Annotated in this window: 17 protein-coding genes; 8 read left to right on the top strand and 9 right to left on the bottom strand. The window is 55.8% G+C overall.

What is annotated here, in order from left to right:
- Nucleotides 1-18 precede the first annotated feature (18 nt).
- Both apt and LG383_RS13750 read right to left on the bottom strand, forming a co-directional pair.
- Complete coding sequence (gene apt / locus LG383_RS13745; RefSeq protein WP_106992189.1) at nt 19-570, bottom strand: adenine phosphoribosyltransferase; 552 nt, start codon at nt 568-570, stop codon at nt 19-21.
- A 152-nt stretch (nt 571-722) separates the two neighbouring features.
- Nucleotides 723-1,100, bottom strand: a complete 378-nt coding sequence (locus tag LG383_RS13750) for a DUF454 family protein (RefSeq protein ID WP_106992188.1) — start codon at nt 1,098-1,100, stop codon at nt 723-725.
- Between the two features lie 50 nt (nt 1,101-1,150).
- Here LG383_RS13750 and priC point away from each other — a divergent pair, with 50 nt between their 5' ends.
- A complete protein-coding gene (priC, locus tag LG383_RS13755) occupies nt 1,151-1,678 on the top strand; it encodes a primosomal replication protein N'' (RefSeq protein WP_225759388.1) in 528 nt (175 codons plus the stop codon).
- 12 nt (nt 1,679-1,690) lie between these two features.
- Nucleotides 1,691-1,849, top strand: a complete 159-nt coding sequence (gene rsmS, locus LG383_RS13760) for a pleiotropic regulatory protein RsmS (RefSeq protein ID WP_225759389.1) — start codon at nt 1,691-1,693, stop codon at nt 1,847-1,849.
- A gap of 63 nt (nt 1,850-1,912) precedes the next feature.
- Here the strand turns inward: rsmS and mscK are convergent, their stop codons facing one another.
- Together mscK and acrR are read right to left on the bottom strand one after the other, a co-directional pair.
- A complete protein-coding gene (gene mscK / locus LG383_RS13765; protein ID WP_225759390.1) occupies nt 1,913-5,260 on the bottom strand; it encodes a mechanosensitive channel MscK in 3,348 nt (1,115 codons plus the stop codon).
- 109 nt (nt 5,261-5,369) lie between these two features.
- Entirely contained in the window at nt 5,370-6,023 is a 654-nt protein-coding gene (gene acrR, locus LG383_RS13770) for a multidrug efflux transporter transcriptional repressor AcrR (protein ID WP_106992184.1), read from the bottom strand.
- A 142-nt stretch (nt 6,024-6,165) separates the two neighbouring features.
- Here acrR and acrA point away from each other — a divergent pair, with 142 nt between their 5' ends.
- The 5 genes from acrA to LG383_RS13795 all read left to right on the top strand — a co-directional run bounded on the left by acrA (nt 6,166) and on the right by LG383_RS13795 (nt 12,277).
- Complete coding sequence (gene acrA / locus LG383_RS13775; RefSeq protein WP_106992183.1) at nt 6,166-7,359, top strand: multidrug efflux RND transporter periplasmic adaptor subunit AcrA; 1,194 nt, start codon at nt 6,166-6,168, stop codon at nt 7,357-7,359.
- A gap of 22 nt (nt 7,360-7,381) precedes the next feature.
- Nucleotides 7,382-10,522, top strand: coding sequence for a multidrug efflux RND transporter permease subunit AcrB (gene acrB, locus LG383_RS13780; RefSeq protein ID WP_106992182.1), 3,141 nt, complete (start codon nt 7,382-7,384; stop codon nt 10,520-10,522).
- Nucleotides 10,523-11,012: 490 nt separating this feature from the next.
- On the top strand, nt 11,013-11,405 hold the full coding sequence (tomB, locus tag LG383_RS13785; protein ID WP_106992181.1) for an Hha toxicity modulator TomB: 393 nt from the start codon (nt 11,013-11,015) through the stop codon (nt 11,403-11,405).
- An 8-nt stretch (nt 11,406-11,413) separates the two neighbouring features.
- On the top strand, nt 11,414-11,632 hold the full coding sequence (locus LG383_RS13790; RefSeq protein WP_032616864.1) for an HHA domain-containing protein: 219 nt from the start codon (nt 11,414-11,416) through the stop codon (nt 11,630-11,632).
- Between the two features lie 180 nt (nt 11,633-11,812).
- Nucleotides 11,813-12,277 (top strand): YlaC family protein, encoded by a 465-nt coding sequence (locus LG383_RS13795; protein WP_225759391.1) that lies wholly within the window; start codon nt 11,813-11,815, stop codon nt 12,275-12,277.
- 59 nt (nt 12,278-12,336) lie between these two features.
- On the opposite strand, the gene ykgO is transcribed toward LG383_RS13795, so the two are convergent.
- The gene (gene ykgO / locus LG383_RS13800) at nt 12,337-12,477 is read right to left on the bottom strand and encodes a type B 50S ribosomal protein L36 (RefSeq protein ID WP_106992179.1); all 141 of its coding nucleotides are present in this window, start codon (nt 12,475-12,477) and stop codon (nt 12,337-12,339) included.
- Between the two features lie 192 nt (nt 12,478-12,669).
- On the opposite strand from ykgO, the gene LG383_RS13805 reads away from it, so the two are divergent.
- Nucleotides 12,670-14,238 carry an EAL domain-containing protein gene (locus LG383_RS13805; protein WP_225759392.1) on the top strand — a complete coding sequence of 523 codons (1,569 nt, stop codon included), beginning with the start codon at nt 12,670-12,672 and terminating at the stop codon, nt 14,236-14,238.
- 32 nt (nt 14,239-14,270) lie between these two features.
- Here LG383_RS13805 and LG383_RS13810 read toward each other — a convergent pair whose 3' ends face one another.
- The 4 genes from LG383_RS13810 to LG383_RS13825 all read right to left on the bottom strand — a co-directional run bounded on the left by LG383_RS13810 (nt 14,271) and on the right by LG383_RS13825 (nt 20,324).
- A complete protein-coding gene (locus LG383_RS13810; RefSeq protein WP_106992177.1) occupies nt 14,271-14,624 on the bottom strand; it encodes a DUF1428 domain-containing protein in 354 nt (117 codons plus the stop codon).
- Between the two features lie 59 nt (nt 14,625-14,683).
- Nucleotides 14,684-17,770, bottom strand: coding sequence for a beta-galactosidase (locus LG383_RS13815; protein WP_225759393.1), 3,087 nt, complete (start codon nt 17,768-17,770; stop codon nt 14,684-14,686).
- A 104-nt stretch (nt 17,771-17,874) separates the two neighbouring features.
- Nucleotides 17,875-18,948: a LacI family DNA-binding transcriptional regulator gene (locus tag LG383_RS13820; RefSeq protein ID WP_225759394.1), complete on the bottom strand. Its 1,074-nt coding sequence runs from the start codon at nt 18,946-18,948 to the stop codon at nt 17,875-17,877.
- Nucleotides 18,949-19,064: 116 nt separating this feature from the next.
- Complete coding sequence (locus LG383_RS13825) at nt 19,065-20,324, bottom strand: amino acid permease (RefSeq protein ID WP_370635151.1); 1,260 nt, start codon at nt 20,322-20,324, stop codon at nt 19,065-19,067.
- Nucleotides 20,325-20,564 lie beyond the last annotated feature (240 nt).

Consider the following 20,564-nt stretch of genomic DNA (forward strand, 5'->3'; position numbering starts at 1 on the left):
AGGTTGCGGGCGGGAGGATTAATGTCCCGGGAATGGCACGAGGCAGTAGCTGGTGATGCCCTGTTTTTCCAGGCGCTGTTCGCCACCCAGATCGAACAGGTTGATGATGAAGGCCGCATCGGTCACTTCGCCACCCAGACGACGGATCAGCTTCACGGTCGCCTCAATGGTGCCACCGGTTGCCAGCAGATCGTCAACCACCAGCACTTTATCGCCTGGCTTGATCGCATCGATGTGGATCTCAAGCTGATCGGTGCCGTACTCCAGCTCGTAGCTCTCGGCGATGGTTTCGCGTGGCAGTTTGCGTGGCTTACGCACCGGCACAAAGCCGACGCCCATCGCCAGCGCAACCGGGGCGCCAAACAGGAAGCCGCGGGCTTCGGTGCCGACAACTTTGGTGATCCCGGCGTTTTTGTAACGCTCTACCAGCAGTTCAATGCTGAGGGCGTACGCTTTCGGGTCTTCCAGCAAGCTGGTGACATCACGGAAAAGGATGCCAGGTTTTGGGTAGTCCTGGATGCTTTTGATGCTGTTTTTAAGGTATTCAAGCTGCTGCGCAGTTGCGGTCATAAATGGATGCCTGATGAAAACGGTGTTACTCACGGAGCGGATAGTGGGTCGGTCAAGGTAACAATTGTTTAACCTTTAACCAGGCCTGCCCGTGCTCGAAAACGGTCGAATTTACTGGCTGCGCACAAGAATTGCAACAGCCAACCCGAGGATTATTGCTTTTGTTGCTTTTCATCAACCACAGGGATCCGCCACATGAAAATCAACAGGCATGACAGGATCGCCAGCAGCAGGATCCGCACCCACATGATCTTTACCAGCCATAATGAGATGGCGAAGGTAATAAGGATAACGGCAATGGCCCGCGGCTTCGCGCCGGGCGGCATGGCGCGGTGCTGTTGCCAGTGGCGCAGATAGCCGCCAAACCACGAGCGATACAGGAGCCAGTGGTGAAAACGCGGCGAGGAGCGGGCGAAGCACCAGGCCGCCAGCAATATAAAGGGCGTGGTTGGCAGAAGGGGCAAAACGACGCCCAGCGTGCCGAGCACTACCGCAAGCCAGCCAATGATGAGTAAAATAGTACGCTGCATAATGCGAATCGTTATCAAACTGAACGGCTACTGTACCACTGGAGAGCGGATTGAAAACAGCCTTGCTTTTACAGACGCTGCAAAATCAGCTGACGGCCCTGCGAAACCAGGCCGCGCCTCTGATGCAGCACGCTACCCTGAAGCCGCGTTTTGACCGGCAGCTGTTCCGCACCCGCAGCACGCTGATTAAAGATTACCTGGATGAAGCCCAGCACAATCTGGATGAGCTGGGTCGTGCGGTGGAGAAGGCACAAACGGAGCAGGTGACCTGGCTGGCCACCCATCTGGCGGAGCAGATCGCCGCCCTGCACCGGGAGATCGCCGCCTGGCCTTTACGGGTCTGGGACAGCCCTTCTGCCGGGGCAACTAAATGGCAGCACAAGCGCCTGGCGCATCAGGAGTTTGAGCGGCGGCTGTGTGAAATGAAGTCTGAACGTGAGACCCGGCTGAACCAGGTCGAAACGCTGGAAGAGCAGCAGATGCTGATGCGCGAAATTACCGCGCTGGAGGGGCGGCTTGAACGCTGTCGTAAGGCACTGGATGATATTGAGCGCGTGATTGCGCGTCTGACCCGTTAACAGGAGTAGTGTGTGTCACTGGAAAACGCCCCTGATGAAGTGAAGCTGGCCGTGGATCTGATTATGCTGCTGGAGAATCATGATATTCCCGCCGAGACGGTGCTGAAGGCGCTGGAGATTGTGAAGCGGGATTTTGAGGGGAAAATACCCTCACCCCTGCCCTCTCCCTGAAAGGGAGAGGGAGCAAACCATTCCCTCGCCCCTTTGGGGAGAGGGTCAGGGTGAGGGGTAAGGTTACGCTGGTGTCGGGTCATCCCCTTTCACTTCACGTTTCACTTCCGTATGCTCGTCGCCCTTCTCATTGCGCAGATGCACTTCAAGCTGGTTGAACGCGATGTTGATGTTGTTCTCGCGGCACAGACGCTCAATGGTGCGGTTCAGTTCATCCACGGTGTAGCTGCGGTCGCGCAGTTCACGCACGTAGAGACGCAGCTCGTGATCCAGCGTGCTCGGGCCAAAGGTGGTGAAGAACACCGCCGGTTCCGGATCGTGCATCACTTTCGGATGTTCCATCGCTGCCTGCAGCAGGATTTTTTTCACTTTATCCAGATCCGAACCGTAGGCCACGCCGAGACGGATCACCACGCGGGTGATGGTGTCGGAGAGCGACCAGTTGATCAACCGCTCGGTCACGAAGGCTTTGTTCGGGATGATCACCTCTTTCCGATCGAAGTCGGTGATGGTGGTCGCACGGATACGGATCTTGCTGACCGTTCCCGAGAAGGTGCCGATAGTCACGGTATCGCCAATGCGCACCGGACGTTCGAACAGGATAATCAGACCCGAGACGAAGTTACCGAAGATCTCCTGCAAACCAAAACCAAGACCCACCGACAGCGCCGCCGCCAGCCACTGCAGTTTGTCCCACGAGACCCCGAGTGAACCGAAGACGGTCATCGCCCCCGCCACCAGAATCACATAGTTCAGAATAGTGGTGATGGCGTAGGAGGCCCCCTGGCGCATATTCAGGCGTGAAAGCACCAGCACCTCCAGCAGACCCGGCAGGTTGCGGATCAGAGCCCAGGCTACCATCGACGACACCAGCGCAAACAGCAGGCTGCCCATGGTGACGTTTTTCACCACTGCGGCCCCCGCTTCGGTGCCGTTGTAGTGCCACAGGGTGATGCTGTCGAGATAGGCGAAGACGGTGATTAAATCTGACCAGATGGCCCAGAACATCACGCCGAACAGGGCGATCATCACCAGCATGGTGATACGCAGCGTCTGCTGGTTCACCTGCTCCAGAGCAATGGTCGGCTCCTCCTGCGGCTCCGCGCCTTCGGCCCCCTCTTTCACCATATTCTGCCGACGCGCCAGGGCGCGGCGATAGGCGATACGCCGGGCGGCAACGCTCAGCCCGCGCAGGACGGTCTGGTAGAGCAGGTTCCAGAGGATCACCAGATAGACGGTTTCAATCCAGCGGCCTGACAGACGCAGAGTGGTATAGAAATAGCCGGTAGCCGTCAGCACCATCAGCGCCAGCGGGATAATGGACAGCACGGTGACCGTCGCCAGACGAATGGCGTGGGACTCTTTATCCCGCCAGCTGTCGCGGCACATCGGCCACATCAGGACGGCGATCAGCAGCAGGTTAAGCAGAATGACGAACTGCCCCAGCACATCGTCCATCAGGTGCAGCGGGGAGAGTTCGGCCACCACCGACCAGAAATGCAGCGGCAACAGCGCCAGGCTCACCCGCACGATCTGGCGTCGCCAGTGGCTGGTGAGCTGGGCAGGCATATTGAAATGACTCACCGCCACGCCGTCTTTTTCCAGCACTTTCCAGCACAGGCCAAACACCAGCCAGAACAGCGCCAGTTTTTTGCTGAAGGCCCACAGCAGATCGCTGATATTGAGTTGCATGGTGAGCAGGATCAGTCCCGCCGCCAGAATTAACAGACAGACCGGCAGGGCGCGGATCAGATCGATAAGAATCGCTTTCGGGGTGTGAAGCTGGCTGTCATTACGCAGCTGCCCCACTTCACTCGCCAGCTTCGTCTGGTATTTTTTCAGCCAGCCGAGACGCCAGCGGATTAACCCGGCAATCAGCAACAGCGGCAGACCCGCCAGGAAGGCAAAGGCCACCGCCGGACCGGCTTTTTCCCAGTTAACGGTGATGTTCATCCCTTTAATCTGATCTTTCAGCATGCCCGGGAAGGATTTGATCCAGTCCCAGTCCATCGGTTTGTTGCTGTTTACCCAGAAGATCTGCTGGGTAAGGATCTCCTGCAGGCTTTTGGAGACGCTCACCAGCTGCTGCTGGTTGATCTGCAGGTTAATGGCCATCATCAGCTGATTGCCCAGCTGCTTGTTCAGCTGATCGAGCAGCTCGCGGCGCATATCCACCACCTGCAACAGCGCGTCGTGGACTTCATCATTGACGTCGCTGCTGTGCCCCTCTTCCACTTTGGCAACGAAGGCATCGCTCTGGAACAGGGCGTCGCGCTGCTGGTTGACCTCAAACTGTTCAAGACGCAGATCCGCAATGCGGTTGGTCATGTCCTCCAGCTCATCGGCGGAGGGCAAGGTTTGCTGCTGCTGATACAGGATACGCGACAGCAGCAGGCTGCCTTTCAGGACGGCGATCTGCTCTTTGATGTTGCGTTCAGACTGCAGGGCGCGATCCAGCCAGTTTTTAACTTTGATGTTCTGCTGAACCAGCGAGTTGCCGTTTTCGGTCGCGGTGATCAAACGCTGGCTGAGCTGGTGGTTGGCATCCAGCTCCTGCTTCACCAGCGGGTTTTCCTGGATGCGCGCGGTTTCGTCCGGGTTGACGGCCTCCTGGGCGGTTTTCTCCGTCAGGGTCAGGCGCTTGCTGTTGACCGCCTCCTGCAACAGCTGAAGTTGATGCTCCAGACGGTTGATGTTAGCGGTGACATAGTCGCGCTGCTTTTGCAGGGTATCCTGCAGGACGGTGTTACCTTCCAGACTCTTACGCTGCTGTTCGATCTGCGCATTGAGCAGCTGCTGCTGGGCCAGGAGTAGCGTTTGTTGGGTCGGGCGTAATGCCGCTTCGCCCGCGGAGGTTCCGTTCAGGCGATTGCGGATCTGCTGCAGCTGTTGCGACGCGGTGTACATCGCATTCTGCACGCGCTCCGGCTGGGTTTGCAGGGACACCAGTTGGCTGTTGTAGGTGGCCAGATCGCTTTGCGCGGTTTGTAAATCGTCGAGCAGCTGCGCCACGCGCAGCTCCAGCTGACGCAGGGATAAGGTCGCCAGCGTTTTGCGGGTCTCCGCATCGTTATCGACATCGCCCAGCGCATTGAGGCTCTCGGTCGCCTTGCGCATCGCTTCCGGCGCCTGAGCCACTTTCTGGCGAAGCTGCGTGGTTTCGGCTTTGATCCGCTCGAGCTTGTCGACCGTCTCAAGGGTTTCCGTCAGATCCTGCTGGACCAGTTTGTCCTGCGGCGTAAGCTCTTTCTGTTTGCTCAGGGCGTCGAGCTGGCTCTGAACATCTGCCCGCGTGGGGATGTCGCTGGTATTATCGGCTCGCGCAAACGCAGCCGGTGAAGCCATCAACGAGAGAAAGAAAACCAGAATAAAGGCAAAAATGGGATGCTGTTTGCGTGTGTAGTGCAACATAGTTATGTGTGATTCGTATGATGAATGACCAGGAAGACCGGCGTGAAGAATATCACGGCAATCGGGCGCAATATAGCGTCAACAGGTGGCTCCCGGACAATTCCTGGGGTCAGGCCGGGAGCGGCTCTGGCTGCCCACGCAGGGTCGGGCAGAACTGATACATCTCCAGCAGGATCGCCACGTAATCACGGGCTTCACGTTGCAGATCAAAAGACTGGGGAGCAAAAAGCCAGTTTTCCATAATACCGGAAATATAACTGCGCATCAGAATAGCGGCGCGACGGGTTAATAGATTGGCCGGTAACATGCTGGCTTTAATACAGTGCATCAGGGTCTGTTCGATACGATCGTAACTCTCCAGACACAGACTGCGCTGCGCCTGTTGCACCACCGCCATCTCCCCGACAAACTCGCATTTGTGGAAGATGATCTCCATCATCAGGCGACGACGCTCTTCAATAACAGTCGCCTCAAGGATATAGACCAGAATCTCTCTTAAAACTGAGAGTGGATCGTCAGGGAATTTTGCCCGATACTCAGTCTCGAGATCCCCAATATTGGATTCTGAAAGCTCCCAAATTTCACCAAATAAATCTGACTTATTTTTGAAATGCCAGTAAATCGCTCCACGGGTTACCCCAGCCGCCTGAGCAATTTGTGCCAGCGACGTGGAAGAGACCCCTTGTTGCGAAAACAAGCGCAAAGCAACATCAAGGATGTGCTGGCGTGTCGCAAGTGCTTGTTGTTTGGTTTTTCGTGCCATACCCAGGTGAATTTACAGGAGTCAGATTTACATACATTTATGAATGTATGTACCATAGCACGACGATAATATAAACGCAGCAATGGGTTTGTGGACGCGTGATCCATTGATCAATTTGAAATCGGAAACTCGAGGTTTACATATGAACAAAAACAGAGGGTTAACGCCTCTGGCGATCGTTCTGATGCTCTCAGGCAGCTTAGCGCTTACAGGATGTGACGAAAAACAGGCTCAACAAGGGGCTCAGCAGGTGCCAGAAGTTGGCGTCGTGACGCTCAAATCCGAACCTCTCCAGATAAAAACAGAACTACCCGGCAGAACCAGCGCTTACCGCATTGCTGAAGTGCGTCCACAGGTGAGTGGCATCATCCTGAAACGTAATTTTACGGAAGGCGGCGATGTTAAGGCCGGTGAATCTCTGTATCAGATTGATCCCGCTACCTATCAGGCTAACTACGAAAGTGCAAAAGGCGATCTGGCAAAAGCCCAGGCTGCGGCAAAAATTGCTCAGCTGACCGTCAGCCGTTATCAGAAACTGATTGGCACCCAGTACATCAGCCAACAGGAATTCGATAGCGCCCAGGCCGATGCCCAGCAGGCTAACGCTGCGGTTACTGCTGCGAAAGCCGCGGTTGAAACTGCACGTATTAACCTGGCCTATACCAAAGTGACCTCACCTATCAGCGGTCGCATTGGTAAATCATCAGTGACCGAAGGTGCTCTGGTGCAGAGTGGCCAGACCAACGCGCTGGCTACCGTGCAGCAGCTTGACCCGATCTATGTCGATGTCACCCAGTCGAGCAATGATTTCCTGCGTCTGAAACAGGAGCTCGAAAACGGCACCCTGAAGCAGGAAAACGGCAAAGCGAAAGTGGAGCTGGTCACCAGCGACGGTATCAAGTTCCCACAGGCTGGCAGCCTCGAGTTTTCTGACGTAACGGTCGATCAGACCACCGGTTCTATCACCCTGCGCGCCATCTTCCCGAACCCGAACCATACGCTGTTACCGGGTATGTTCGTTCGTGCAAGCCTGGAAGAAGGGACTAACCCAACCGCACTGCTGGTTCCACAGCAGGGTGTGACCCGTACGCCGCGCGGCGATGCCAGTGCAATGGTCATTGGCGCTGAAGACAAAGTCGAAGTCCGTCAGATCACGGCAACCCAGGCGATTGGCGACAAATGGCTGGTCACCGACGGTCTGAAAGATGGCGATCGTGTCATCATTACCGGTTTACAAAAAGTTCGCCCGGGCGCCCAGGTTAAAGCGCAAGAGGTCACGTCTGACAATCAACAACAAGCCTCCGCAGGCGGCCAGTCAGAACAACCTAAGTCTTAACTTAAACAGGAGCCGTTAAGACATGCCTAATTTCTTTATCGATCGCCCCATTTTCGCGTGGGTGATCGCCATCATCATCATGCTAGCCGGGGGACTTGCGATCCTGAAGCTGCCAGTCGCGCAATATCCAACTATTGCGCCGCCAGCAATTTCAATCGCCGCAACCTACCCAGGGGCTGATGCCAAAACGGTGCAGGACACCGTAACCCAGGTTATCGAACAGAACATGAACGGTATCGATAACCTGATGTACATGTCCTCCAACAGTGACTCCACCGGTACGGTGCAGATCACGCTGACCTTCGAATCCGGTACGGATGCGGACATCGCGCAGGTTCAGGTGCAGAACAAACTGCAGCTGGCGATGCCGTTACTGCCGCAGGAAGTTCAACAGCAGGGTGTGAGCGTGGAGAAATCCTCCAGTAGCTTCCTGATGGTTGTCGGCGTTATCAACACCAACGGCACCATGACGCAGGAGGATATTTCCGACTACGTGGGCGCCAACATGAAGGACGCTATCAGCCGTACTTCTGGCGTGGGTGACGTGCAGCTGTTCGGTTCCCAGTACGCGATGCGTATCTGGATGGACCCGAACAAACTGAACAACTTCCAGCTGACGCCAGTGGACGTGATCACCGCGATTAAAGCGCAGAACGCCCAGGTGGCAGCCGGTCAGTTAGGCGGTACGCCACCGGTTAAAGGCCAGCAGCTCAACGCCTCGATCATCGCGCAGACCCGTCTGACCTCGGCTGATGAATTCAGTAAAATTCTGCTGAAGGTGAATCCGGACGGTTCCCAGGTTCGCCTGCGTGACGTGGCGAAAGTGGAGCTGGGCGGTGAAAACTACGACGTTATCGCTAAGTTTAACGGCCAGCCGGCATCCGGTCTGGGGATCAAACTGGCGACCGGCGCGAACGCCCTGGATACCGCTACCGCGATCCGTGCTGAACTGAAGAAAATGGAACCTTTCTTCCCGTCAGGCCTGAAAATCGTTTATCCGTATGACACCACGCCGTTCGTTAAGATCTCGATTCACGAAGTAGTGAAAACCCTGGTCGAAGCGATCATCCTGGTCTTCATCGTTATGTACCTGTTCCTGCAAAACTTCCGTGCGACGCTGATCCCTACCATCGCCGTTCCGGTCGTCCTGTTGGGTACTTTTGCGATACTGTCGATCTTTGGCTATTCGATAAACACCCTGACGATGTTCGGGATGGTGCTGGCGATAGGCCTGCTGGTGGATGACGCCATCGTGGTGGTGGAAAACGTCGAGCGTGTGATGTCCGAAGAGGGACTACCGCCGAAGGAAGCCACCCGTAAATCGATGGGTCAGATCCAGGGCGCGCTGGTCGGTATCGCGATGGTACTGTCGGCGGTATTTATTCCGATGGCCTTCTTCGGTGGCTCAACCGGTGCGATTTATCGTCAGTTCTCCATCACCATCGTGTCGGCGATGGCTCTGTCGGTACTGGTCGCTCTGATCCTGACCCCGGCCCTGTGCGCCACCATGCTGAAACCAGTCGCCAAAGGCGACCACGGCGAAGGCAAAAAAGGCTTCTTCGGCTGGTTTAACCGGGTGTTTGATAAGAGTACGCATCACTACACCGACAGCGTAGGTAATATTCTGCGCAGCACCGGTCGTTATCTGCTGCTCTATATCATCATTGTGGTCGGTATGGCGTACCTGTTCATTCGTCTGCCAAGCTCCTTCCTGCCGGACGAAGACCAGGGCGTATTCCTGACCATGGCCCAGCTGCCAGCAGGTGCATCCCAGGAACGAACCCAGAAAGTGCTGGATGAGGTGACCGATTACTACCTCACCAAAGAGAAAGCCAACGTTGAATCGGTGTTTGCGGTTAACGGCTTCGGCTTTGCGGGTCGTGGCCAGAACACCGGTATCGCCTTCGTTTCTCTGAAAGACTGGGCTGATCGTCCGGGCGAAGAGAACAAGGTTGAAGCCATTACTGGCCGTGCGATGGGTACCTTCTCGCAGATTAAAGATGCGATGGTCTTTGCCTTTAACCTGCCAGCGATCGTTGAGCTGGGTACGGCAACCGGCTTTGACTTCCAGCTTATCGATCAGGGCGGTCTGGGCCACGAAAAACTGACTCAGGCGCGTAACCAGCTGTTTGGTGAAGTCGCCAAGCATCCTGACCTGCTGGTGGGCGTGCGTCCTAACGGCCTGGAAGATACGCCGCAGTTCAAAGTGGATATCGATCAGGAGAAAGCACAGGCGCTGGGCGTTTCTATCAGTGACATCAATACCACGCTGGGCGCGGCCTGGGGCGGTAGCTACGTTAACGACTTCATCGACCGCGGTCGTGTGAAGAAGGTGTACGTGATGTCTGAAGCGCAGTACCGTATGTTGCCGAGCGATATCAACAACTGGTACGTTCGCGGCAGTAACGGTCAAATGGTGCCATTCGCCGCCTTCTCTACCTCACGCTGGGAGTATGGCTCGCCGCGTCTGGAACGTTACAACGGTCTGCCATCCATGGAGATCCTTGGTCAGGCTGGACCGGGTAGAAGTACCGGTGAGGCCATGAACCTGATGGAAGAGCTGGCGCAAAAACTGCCAGCAGGCATCGGTTATGACTGGACGGGGATGTCCTATCAGGAACGTCTGTCCGGCAACCAGGCCCCTGCCCTGTATGCCATCTCTCTGATCGTGGTATTCCTGTGTCTGGCGGCGCTGTATGAGAGCTGGTCGATTCCGTTCTCGGTTATGCTGGTTGTGCCACTGGGGGTCATTGGTGCCCTGCTGGCGGCCACGTTCCGCGGTCTGGGTAATGACGTTTACTTCCAGGTGGGCCTGCTCACAACCATTGGCTTGTCGGCGAAGAACGCGATACTTATCGTGGAATTCGCCAAAGATCTGATGGATAAAGAGGGCAAAGGGCTTATTGAAGCCACGCTGGACGCGGTCCGTATGCGTCTGCGTCCGATTCTGATGACCTCCCTGGCCTTTATCCTTGGTGTTATGCCACTGGTCATCAGCACGGGTGCTGGCTCCGGTTCTCAGAATGCCGTAGGTACTGGCGTAATGGGCGGGATGGTCACCGCAACCGTACTGGCTATCTTCTTTGTTCCGGTATTCTTTGTGGTGGTACGTCGTCGTTTCAGCCGTAAAAACGACGATATCGAACACAAACATTCGGTGTAAGACCACCGGAACCTGTTGTTAACCGTTAAAAAGGCCGCTAATGCGGCCTTTTTTTTGGCAATTGAAAATCATAAAATAAGCTTATGGGCGGTTTATATATTTTATGTCGGCTTTAAACGACTTCTCATATTTAACCCATTCCTCTTACATAAATTCTTAAATTCATGCGTTGCTTCTGAGTTATTAAGAGTATTCCTGGTGTTTTTTGTTTGTGATGACGCCTGATTGTTTTTTTGAAATGGGCGCAAAATCGAGGCGGGTGATAAGAAAGGATCGTCCTGCGGATAAAACAATATATAACATAGTGACCGCCAGACCCTTTAACCTGTGGCGTAATTGTAATTTTTCGTAATAGCGCGGTGAAATCCTGATCAGAGTAGATTATAGTTAACGGTAAGACGCATACAGTAGTCGTTGACGCTAAGTCAGTTGTACCCTTCCCGACAACGATGTTCGGTGAGTAAAAAATCACTCAAAAAGGGGATGCGCTATGGACGAATACTCGCCCAAAAGGCAAGATATTGCACAGTTGAAATTCCTTTGTGAATCCCTGTACCATGACTGCCTGACCAATCTCGATGAGAGCAACCATGGCTGGGTAAATGACCCTACTTCTGCCATTAATTTGCAGTTAAACGAGTTGATTGAGCATATAGCAGCCTTCGCCCTTAATTATAAAATTAAGTATAACGAAGATAATAAGTTGATTGAGCAAATTGACGAATACCTGGATGACACTTTTATGTTATTCAGCAGCTACGGCATTAACGCGCAGGATTTGCAAAAATGGCGTAAATCAGGCAATCGGCTTTTTCGTTGTTTTGTCACTGCAAGCAGGGCTAACCCGTTAGCTTCTCCGGTTAAAATTATTACAAACAATTAGGTGAATTTATGTCTGATAAACCATTAACCAAAACAGATTATTTGATGCGTTTGCGACGCTGTCAGTCAATTGACACCCTTGAACGTGTGATTGAGAAAAATAAATACGAGCTTTCTGATAATGAGTTAGCGGTATTCTATTCTGCAGCCGATCATCGCCTGGCTGAACTTACCATGAATAAGCTGTACGATAAAATCCCGACCGCTGTGTGGAAATTTGTACGCTGATTGGGTGACACCCAGCGGAAACGCTGCGTGGTACTGAACAGTTTGACCGCCTCATCTGCCCCGCCCTTTTCTGGCAACTGTTATGTTTTTTCTCAGCGTAACTGTTACTTTCCACAAACATTGTGGTCACTTAAAATACACGGATCCCCCCGTTTTGAGTTGATTTAGAAAGGGCAGAAGATGACTGAGATACAACGCCTGCTTACCGAAACCATTGATGACCTCAATGTTCGCGAAAAGCGTGACAACAGACCGCGCTTTAGCATCAGCTTTATTCGCAAACATCCGGGCCTGTTTGTCGCCATGTACGCCGCCTGGCTGGCTACGCTGGTGGTGATGCTGCAGTCGGACACGCTGATCGGTTCCGTCTGGCTTCTGGTGGTATTGTTCGTCGTCTTTAACGCCTTCTTCTTCTTTGACGTTAATCCGCGTTACCGCTACGAAGATATTGATGTGCTCGATTTTCGCGTCTGCTACAACGGTGAGTGGTACAACACGCGCTATGTGCCCAACCAGCTGATCGACAGCATCCTGCACTCACCCCAGGTTGACTCCCAACAAAAAGAGAAGCTGCAAAAAATGATCGCCACCAAAGGCGAGCTCTCTTTTTACGACGTCTTCACCCTGGCCCGCACGGCTGCCTGAAGCCCGCTCTGACCTGCCGCCGACAGCCTCGCTGTTAGCGGCAAGCCTCTTATTCTGGCCTAACGTTTCTTCTTACGACCCTGCACCGCCTTGAACCGCGGATTGGATTTGCATATCACATACAGCCGTCCCTTACGTTTGACGATCTGGCAATCCGCATGTCGTTTTTTGGCGCTGCGCAATGAATTGAGAACCTGCATATTTACCCTTCCTGAAATGAATTGTTATAACATAACAATTAGCATATCCGAGTGGCGGTGGAAAAACAACCCACGGCGGATAAGCGGCCCGTAAACTCATCTAAAATAGTTCTACACTTCAGCGTGGCTTTCCGTTTTAATGTCATCGACTTGTGCGCCCCACGCCCGGCGTAATAAAAAGGAAACAGGAGCATGACAACCCGACACCTGGTAAGTGTGGTGACTTGCGTACTGGTTATTGCAGTGCTTGTTCCTGTCTGCCTGAGCGTCTGGCTGGCGCACCGTAATGCGGAAGATAAGTTTGTTGAGGATCTGAACGACTACTCAGCGCGGGTCCAGATCCGTACCGACAGAGTGATTACCCAGGCCAAATCCGCTCTCACCGAAATGCAGTCCTTCAAAGGCATCCCCTGTAGTCGCGAACATGCGCTGGTAATGCGCCGCGCCTCTTTCTCCTGGCGCTATATCCAGGAGGTGATCTACGTTGACGATCTCAAGCCGCGCTGCTCTTCGCTGGAACAGGAGAGTCACACTCCCCCCTTTCCTCCGGCATTGCGGATCACGCCCGATGGCTATCGGGCCTGGGTGACCTCGCATAACGATCTGAATATTAACCGTTATATGGCCGCCCTGGGCACCGGCCATTATATCGTGATGATCGACCCGGCCTCGCTGATCGACGTGATCCCCTTTGGCTCCTGGCCGATCGACGTCGCCCTGGTGGGGATCCGCCGCAATCTCGTTTTCGCCAGCAGTAACAGCCTGGACATGCAGGTCTTCAACCAGATGCAGCGGGATAGCAGCACCCATTTTCAACATAACGGCGCCATGTATAACGTGCACAACGTGCCCGACCTGGGGTTTGCAATCGTGGCGTGGGCTTCCCTGAAGCCGCTAAAAGAGAGCTGGCACCACCAGCTCTATTTCTGGCTGCCTTTTGGCGTGTTGATCAGTTTGCTGACGGCCTGGTTTGTACTGCGAGTGTTACGCCGCCTGCAATCTCCCCGGCATCGCCTGCTGGACGCCATCAGTGCCAGAGAGTTTCAGGTTCATTTCCAGCCGATTGTCGCACTCAACAGCGGCAAGCTGACCGGGGCGGAAGCGCTCGCCCGCTGGCCGCAGCCGGACGGCAGCTATCTCTCTCCCGATATTTTCGTCTCTCTGGCAGAGCAGACTGGCCTGATGAATCAGTTGACCACGCTGATCATCGAAAAAGTGTTTGAGGAGATGGGCGAGTGGCTGCGCCAGCATCCGGACCAGCATATTTCGATTAACCTTGCCCCGGCGGATTTGATCTCGGGGACGGTGCCTCCGCTGCTGAGCCGTCTTCTGAATCAGTGGCAGATCCCGCCCTCGCAGATTGCGCTGGAGCTTACCGAGCGGGGATTTGCCGATCCCACCGTCAGTGCCCCCGCCATTGCCGGCTTCCGGCGCGCAGGACACTCTGTCTATATTGACGATTTCGGCACCGGCTACTCCAGCCTCAGCTATCTGCAGGATCTCGACGTTGACACCCTGAAAATCGATAAGTCATTCGTGGACGCGCTGGAGTACAAAAACGTGACGCCGCATATCATTGAGATGGCCCGATCGCTCAATCTGGCGATGGTGGCGGAAGGGATTGAAACCGAAGTCCAGCTGACATGGTTGCGCCGCCATGGGGTGCAGTACGGTCAGGGCTGGTTTTACAGTAAAGCGCTGCCGAAAGAGGCCTTTATTCAGTGGGCGGAAAATAATCTCGACCCGGAATCACACGCATAGTACCCGGCGGTGAGTGCCGCCGGGCACCAGGCTTACTCGTCCAGAAGCGGCGAGAAACCGCCATAAATCATCCGTTTACCGTCGAACGGCATCGATTCGCCGAATTCTTTCATTCTGGGATCGTTCATCATCTTCTGATTCGCCTCGTCGCGAACCGCTTTGGAAGGGTATTCGATCCAGCTGAAGACCACTTCTTCGTTCTCTTCCGCCTTCACCGCCAGGCGGAAGTCCGTTAATTTGCCGTCGGGTACGTCATCGGCCCAACACTCTACGATGCGAAGCGCGCCAAACTCTTTGAACAGCGGCGCGGCTTTCGCTGCCAGCTCGCGATAAGCCTCCTTATTATTCGCGGGAACGGCAACCACAAAACCATCGACATACTTCATCAGATAAACCTCCGAAGTGAATGTGCGGCCACATGGTGTGACCGCATCAGCGATTAAGTTTAGTTCTGTTGCCAGCTAAAGGTGTAACGCACCTTTTTCCCCTGCAGGATAAACTCCGGCGACACGCTGGGGCTCCAGGAGTCATCGCCCCCGACGCCCATATGAAACGCATCCAGGCTCAGCCAGCAGCCGGGCTCTTCCCGTAACAGATGGTGATGGGAGGTCTCGCGCAGCTGCGTCTGGCTGTAACGACTCACCCCAAAGTGGAAGTCGCCGTCCAGCTGATGCCGCCCCAGCGTCAGCTGTCGGGTGTTGCAGCGCAGGCCGTTTTCGGTCGGGAAAATATAAGGGGTATGCAGCGCCGCCAGCGGCAGCTCCCAGCGCCCCTGTCGGGCGGCAAGCTTGCGGTCCGGGTAGTTCTCATATGGCCCAAGCCCGTGCCAGATCACGCTCTGCGGCGCCTGCGCCAGCTGACAGCTCAGCCCGATACGCGCGGGCTCCGGCATGTCGCTTGCCACCTGCACCTCAACATCGCCATGCAGCACGCCATGGCTGTCGATGCGCCAGCATTTGCGGCTCAGGAACAGGACCTGATTGTCATGCTCCCAGGCATGTAGAGTAGCGATCGTCACCGCCTGTGCCAGCTGCTCGCCTGTGCACTCCAGCAGACGTGGTTTAAGGCTGTACATCCCCGCCGCCTTCCAGCGCTCCACCCAGGCATTGGGATCGATGCGGGTCGCTTCGCTGACGCCGATATCGTTATCCAGCGGGGCGCGGGTAAAGTTGTCTGTCAGCGGGGCGAGCAGCGTCGCCTCCCCTTCCCGCCACCACTGAGTCAGATCGCCGCTGGCGCAATCAAACTGCCAGCGCTGCTGCTGATGGGTCACCACCAGCGCGTCATCTTCACGGGTGAACTGAGGTGCGACCCCTTCAGCCTTCGGCGGTACGATCGTTAACGGGGCGGGAAGCGACCACTGATCCCAGGCGCAAAGATGATTTTCTTCCGACCACGGTGTGGCCGCGGGCTGGAATACCTCAACATTCAGCCACAGCTCGCCCGGTGCCGCCGCCCACTGCGGGAGCGCGATCTCCAGTCGTTGCGTACCTTGCGCCGGGATAGTGAGTGCCACCACCTCAGAGGCCAGCACCTCACCCTCCCGCACCACCGACCAGCGCAGCTGCTCGTTGTCGGTCTCGCGGAAGAGATAATCACTCTGCACCTCCACCACCAGCGGCGAGCGGCTGACCAGGGTAAAATTGAAGAATTGCTGGGCGCGCTGGGCCTCATACAGGGCCGGATGCGGGGTGCGGTCCGGGAAGACCAGCCCGTTCAGACAGAACTGGCGGTCATTAGGTTTATCGCCAAAATCGCCGCCGTAGGCCCAGAAAGGGTTGCCCTGTTCGTCATGCTTCGTCAGGGCCTGGTCCACCCAGTCCCAGACGAAACCGCCCTGCAGGCGAGGATGCTTGCGGAAGGCCTCCCAGTATTTGGCGAATCCGCCAAAACTGTTGCCCATCGCGTGGGCGTATTCGCAGAGGATCAGCGGACGCGTCTCATCCGGCATGCCGATCCACTTTTTAAGGGACCATTTCGGTACCGCCGGGAAGGGCTGATCCTGATCGACGCGGGCATACATCGGACAGACGATGTCGGTGGCCGCGGTGTTGGCTCCGCCACCCTCATACTGCACCGGGCGGGTGGGATCCGTCGCCTTTACCCAATGGTATAGAGCATCATGGTTAGCACCGTGGCCGGACTCATTGCCCAGGGACCAGATAATGATCGACGGGTGATTGCGATCGCGTTGCACCATGCGGGTAACGCGCTCGCTCATGGCCGGCAGCCAGCGGGGATCGTCCGCCAGCCGGCTCATCGGCACCATGCCGTGGGTTTCGATGTTGGCCTCATCCACCACGTACAGCCCGTAGCGATCGCACAGGCGATACCAGAGCGGGTGGTTAGGATAGTGCGAGCAGCGCACGGCGTTGAAGTTGTGCTGCTTCATCAGCTCGATGTCGCGGCGCATGGTGGCTTCGTCCATCACCTGCCCGTGCTCAGGGTGATGTTCATGGCGGTTAACCCCGCGGATCAGCAGCGGTTTGCCGTTGAGCTTCAGCAGCCCGTTGCTGATTTCCACCCGGCGGAAACCGACGTCGCAAGCTTCAACGTCCAGCACCTGGCCCTGCCCATTGCGCAGCACGAGGGTTAACCGGTAGAGGGCGGGGATTTCCGCGCTCCACAGGGCGGGTTGATCCACCTTGAGGGAGACATTGACCCGCTCCTGCCAGTGGCCGCGCTCGTCGACAATGGCCGAGCCCGGCGTGCCGGTGGCGCTGGCGATACACACCCCTGCCCGCCACAGATTGACGTTGACCTCGCAGTCCGCGTAGTCGGCTCCGCTGAGGGTCAGCCCCAGCTGGAGCTGGGCCCGGTCATAGTCGGCGTTCAGCTCAGTGACAACATGATAATCGGCAATATGGGTCTCAGCTTTGTGCAGCAGGGTGACGTCGCGGAAGATGCCGCTCATCCGCCACATATCCTGATCTTCCAGATAGCTACCGTCGCACCAGCGAAGCACCATCACCGCCAGGCGGTTGCTGCCCGGGCGCAGGAACGAGGAAACATCAAACTCCGCAGGCAGGCGGCTGTCCTGGGAGTAGCCGACCCACTGCCCGTTGCACCACAGATAAAACGCTGAGTTGACGCCCTCAAACACCAGCCGCGTCTGCCCGCTCTCCAGCCAGCTTTCATCCATATCGAATGTGAGCGAGTAACAACCGGTGGGATTTTCGGCCGGAACAAATGGCGGATTGACCGGGATCGGATAGGTGACGTTGGTGTAGATCGGGGTATCAAAGCCCTGCATCTGCCAGTTGGAAGGAACGGGCATTACCACCGCATCCGCGCAGTCCTCCTGCGTCCAGCTATCGGGAACCTGCTCGGGCGCAGCAAAGTAGCTGAACTGCCAGTCGCCGTTTAACGAGCGGACGGAAGAGGAATCCCCCTCCTCCCGCGCGGACTGCTCGTCACGCCAGCCGCTGAGCGGGGCATGGGCAGAGAGGCGATTCCATTGGGTGACACCGGGATTTTCCCAGTCACGACGCGTAACCAGAGTGCTGAGAGTCAGCGGAGCAGGATGGGACATAATTACCTCTTTGCGAAGCGCTCACAATTTTTAGTTACAATGCCCTGTCAGGGTAACAGGGTAAAGCGGGAGAGCGTGATGAAGCGATGGCGATCACAAAAGCGTTAACGTCGCGCCAGCTGTTCGGCCAGTATAGCCAGAGATTTTAGCTGCTGGGCCAGATCGTCACTGCCCTGCGGGAGCCCTTCCCGGGCGGTGGAATGTCGCTCGACCAGGGTAACAGGGAGACGGGTTTGCGCGGGAGCCTGCCCGGCATTGCCCTGCTGCGCCAGCAGCCACTCCACGCTGCGCAGCCCTGCCTCACGAAACGCCTGGCGAACGGTGGTCAGCGGCGGGGTAAACCAGGCGCTGTCGGTGGTATCGTCAAACCCCACCACCGAGAGCTGGCCCGGCACGGCAATGCCCTTTTCGGCGCAGGCGCGCATCACGCCGAGCGCCATCTGATCGTTCGCCACAAGGATCGCCTGCGGAAGCGTAGCCCCGGCCAGTAGCTGATGGCCTTTCTCGTAACCCGAGGCCGCACTCCAGTCGCCCTGAGCGAGGGCAAAGGGTTCAACGCCCGCCGCCTCCAGAGTCGACAGCCATCCCGCAAGACGGGCCCGCGCCGAAACGGAACTTTGCGGCCCGCCGAGCAGAGCGATCCGCTGATGCCCCAGCGCCAGCAGATGCTGCGCACCGAGGGTTGCCCCCTGTTCGGCATCAAACACCAGGCTGTGCACCCGGGCGCCAGGCGAGACATCAAGAAACAGCACTGGTACCGGAACGGCCTGCGCCTGCAGGCTTTCGGCCTGCTCGTCCTCCAGCGGCACGTTAACCAGCAACCCCTCCACGCGCTGGGCCAGCAACTCCTGTACCGCCGCCAGACACTGCTGTGGATGTTCGACCATTGAGATCAACACGCTTGCTCCGCACTCGCCTGCGCGGGTCTTGACCGCAGAGGCAATCTGCGAGGGGGCATGCAGGGCCAGATCGGTAGTGATCAGCCCCAGGGTGCGGGTACGTTTGCCGGCCAGCTGCTGGGCTCCGCGGTTGGGAACATAGTGCAACTCGGCCATCGCCTGCAGCACTTTTTCCCGGGTCCGGGCGGACACGTGCGCCGCGTCATTGATGACCCGCGAGACGGTTTGATAGGAAACGCCCGCCAGGCGGGCAACATCGTAAAGGGTTATGGCTTTCATGCGCGTCGCGTTGCAGTGACTGATGCGCGTATTCTGTCATAACCCACTGTGTAAAACAGCATCCGCAGCGCGACCCTCCTCTCTGGGATAGCGTCCACCGCTGCACGGTCCCGTAATCAGAACATGGAATAGATAAGTGCGGAAACGGTGAGCAGCCCGCCCAGAATGACCGTTATCGTCGCCGTGCCGCGCAAATTATGCAGTTCATCACGCGTGTAAATCAGATACGCAGGGATCAGGAAAAGGAAGATCGCGATAAGCGGACCGCATACGGTTTCAATCAAATTTATAACATCGGGGTTAACATAAACGACAGCAAAGGATACGGCAAACATGGGAACAAACGCGATAAGCTGACTTTTTGTCTTGCCCGCTCCGGTTAAGCTGGCAGTCAAATCAGTGAACGTTTCAGCTACCGGGAGGCTAATACCCAGGAAGGATTTGGTCATACCCAGAACGGCAATTAAAGGCGCGACAAAGAAAACGATCCCTGATCCACTGTTCCCATCCATTACCGATAAGACGTTGAGATTCTGCGCTTTCGCCGAGACGAAAGTTTCCTGCGGCGTGCTTAAGACGCAGCTCAATACAAAGAAAATAATACTGAAGAATATCAGCCCATAAGCCAGGCGTACTACCCTGACCGATTTTTCTTCGCCGCCATTACCTTTCTCGCGGTAGTGGGCTGCCAGAGGAGAAATCATCGGCGTCGAGCAAAACGCAAAGGTGATCAGGGGCAGAGTGAGCCAAAGATTTTTTATCGTTTCACCCGCCGGAGCATTATTTGTGGCTTTGAGCGCATCCGTGATGTTTGTGAGATGCCAGCCGGGTATCTGAATGGCCGCAATAGCCACGATGGTCAGGGCGAATGGCAGTGCGAGCGCGCTCAGTATATTGACCACTTTTTCCCGGCCTTTGCTCAGCACCAGGAACAGGCACGTCAGCACGATAAACGTCAGCAAGGCACGATTCACCTGTGCGAAGTGAAAATGGACGGTGAACAGATTGTCGAGAGCATTAACAAGTGAGATTGCATACACCAGGGTGACGGGAAAATGCGCCAGGCAGAAATAGGCCCGAATCGCCTGCTGTCCTCTGGCACCAAAAAAAGTACCAAACATCGGCAAAGATTTATCCGCCGTAGTATGGTCACGCATAAAGACACGACAGATAAGAACGTGCGGCACCATAGAAAGCGGAAACGCCAGCACCAGAAGCATAAATAACACCAGAGGTCCGCGCGTACCGATTTCCACCGGCAGGAATAACGTCCCCGCGCCCACCGTGGCACCGTATATTCCCAGCATCCAGACTGTATCTTTCAGGGTCCATCGCGTTCGGGATAATGCTGAATCCTGTACTAAATGAATAGTCATACTTACACCTTAAATGAAAAATGAGTCAGAAACGGGACAGGCAACAGTGAAACTCCTGGGCTCCACAAATAAAAAATCCATTAAAATCATTGCGGTGTATGCATAAAATGACAGATATTCTTCTGGTTAGCTAAAAATGCTATCAATCGTTCAGAACAGGATCAAGTTATAATTAAGGAAGGGTTATTGTTAGCGGCATTTATTTAACAAGAGGTTAATACCCTTTGTGAAACTGTAAAA

Source organism: Leclercia sp. Marseille-Q4284 (genome assembly GCF_916618945.1).
In the GTDB taxonomy this organism is placed as follows: domain Bacteria; phylum Pseudomonadota; class Gammaproteobacteria; order Enterobacterales; family Enterobacteriaceae; genus Enterobacter; species Enterobacter tamurae.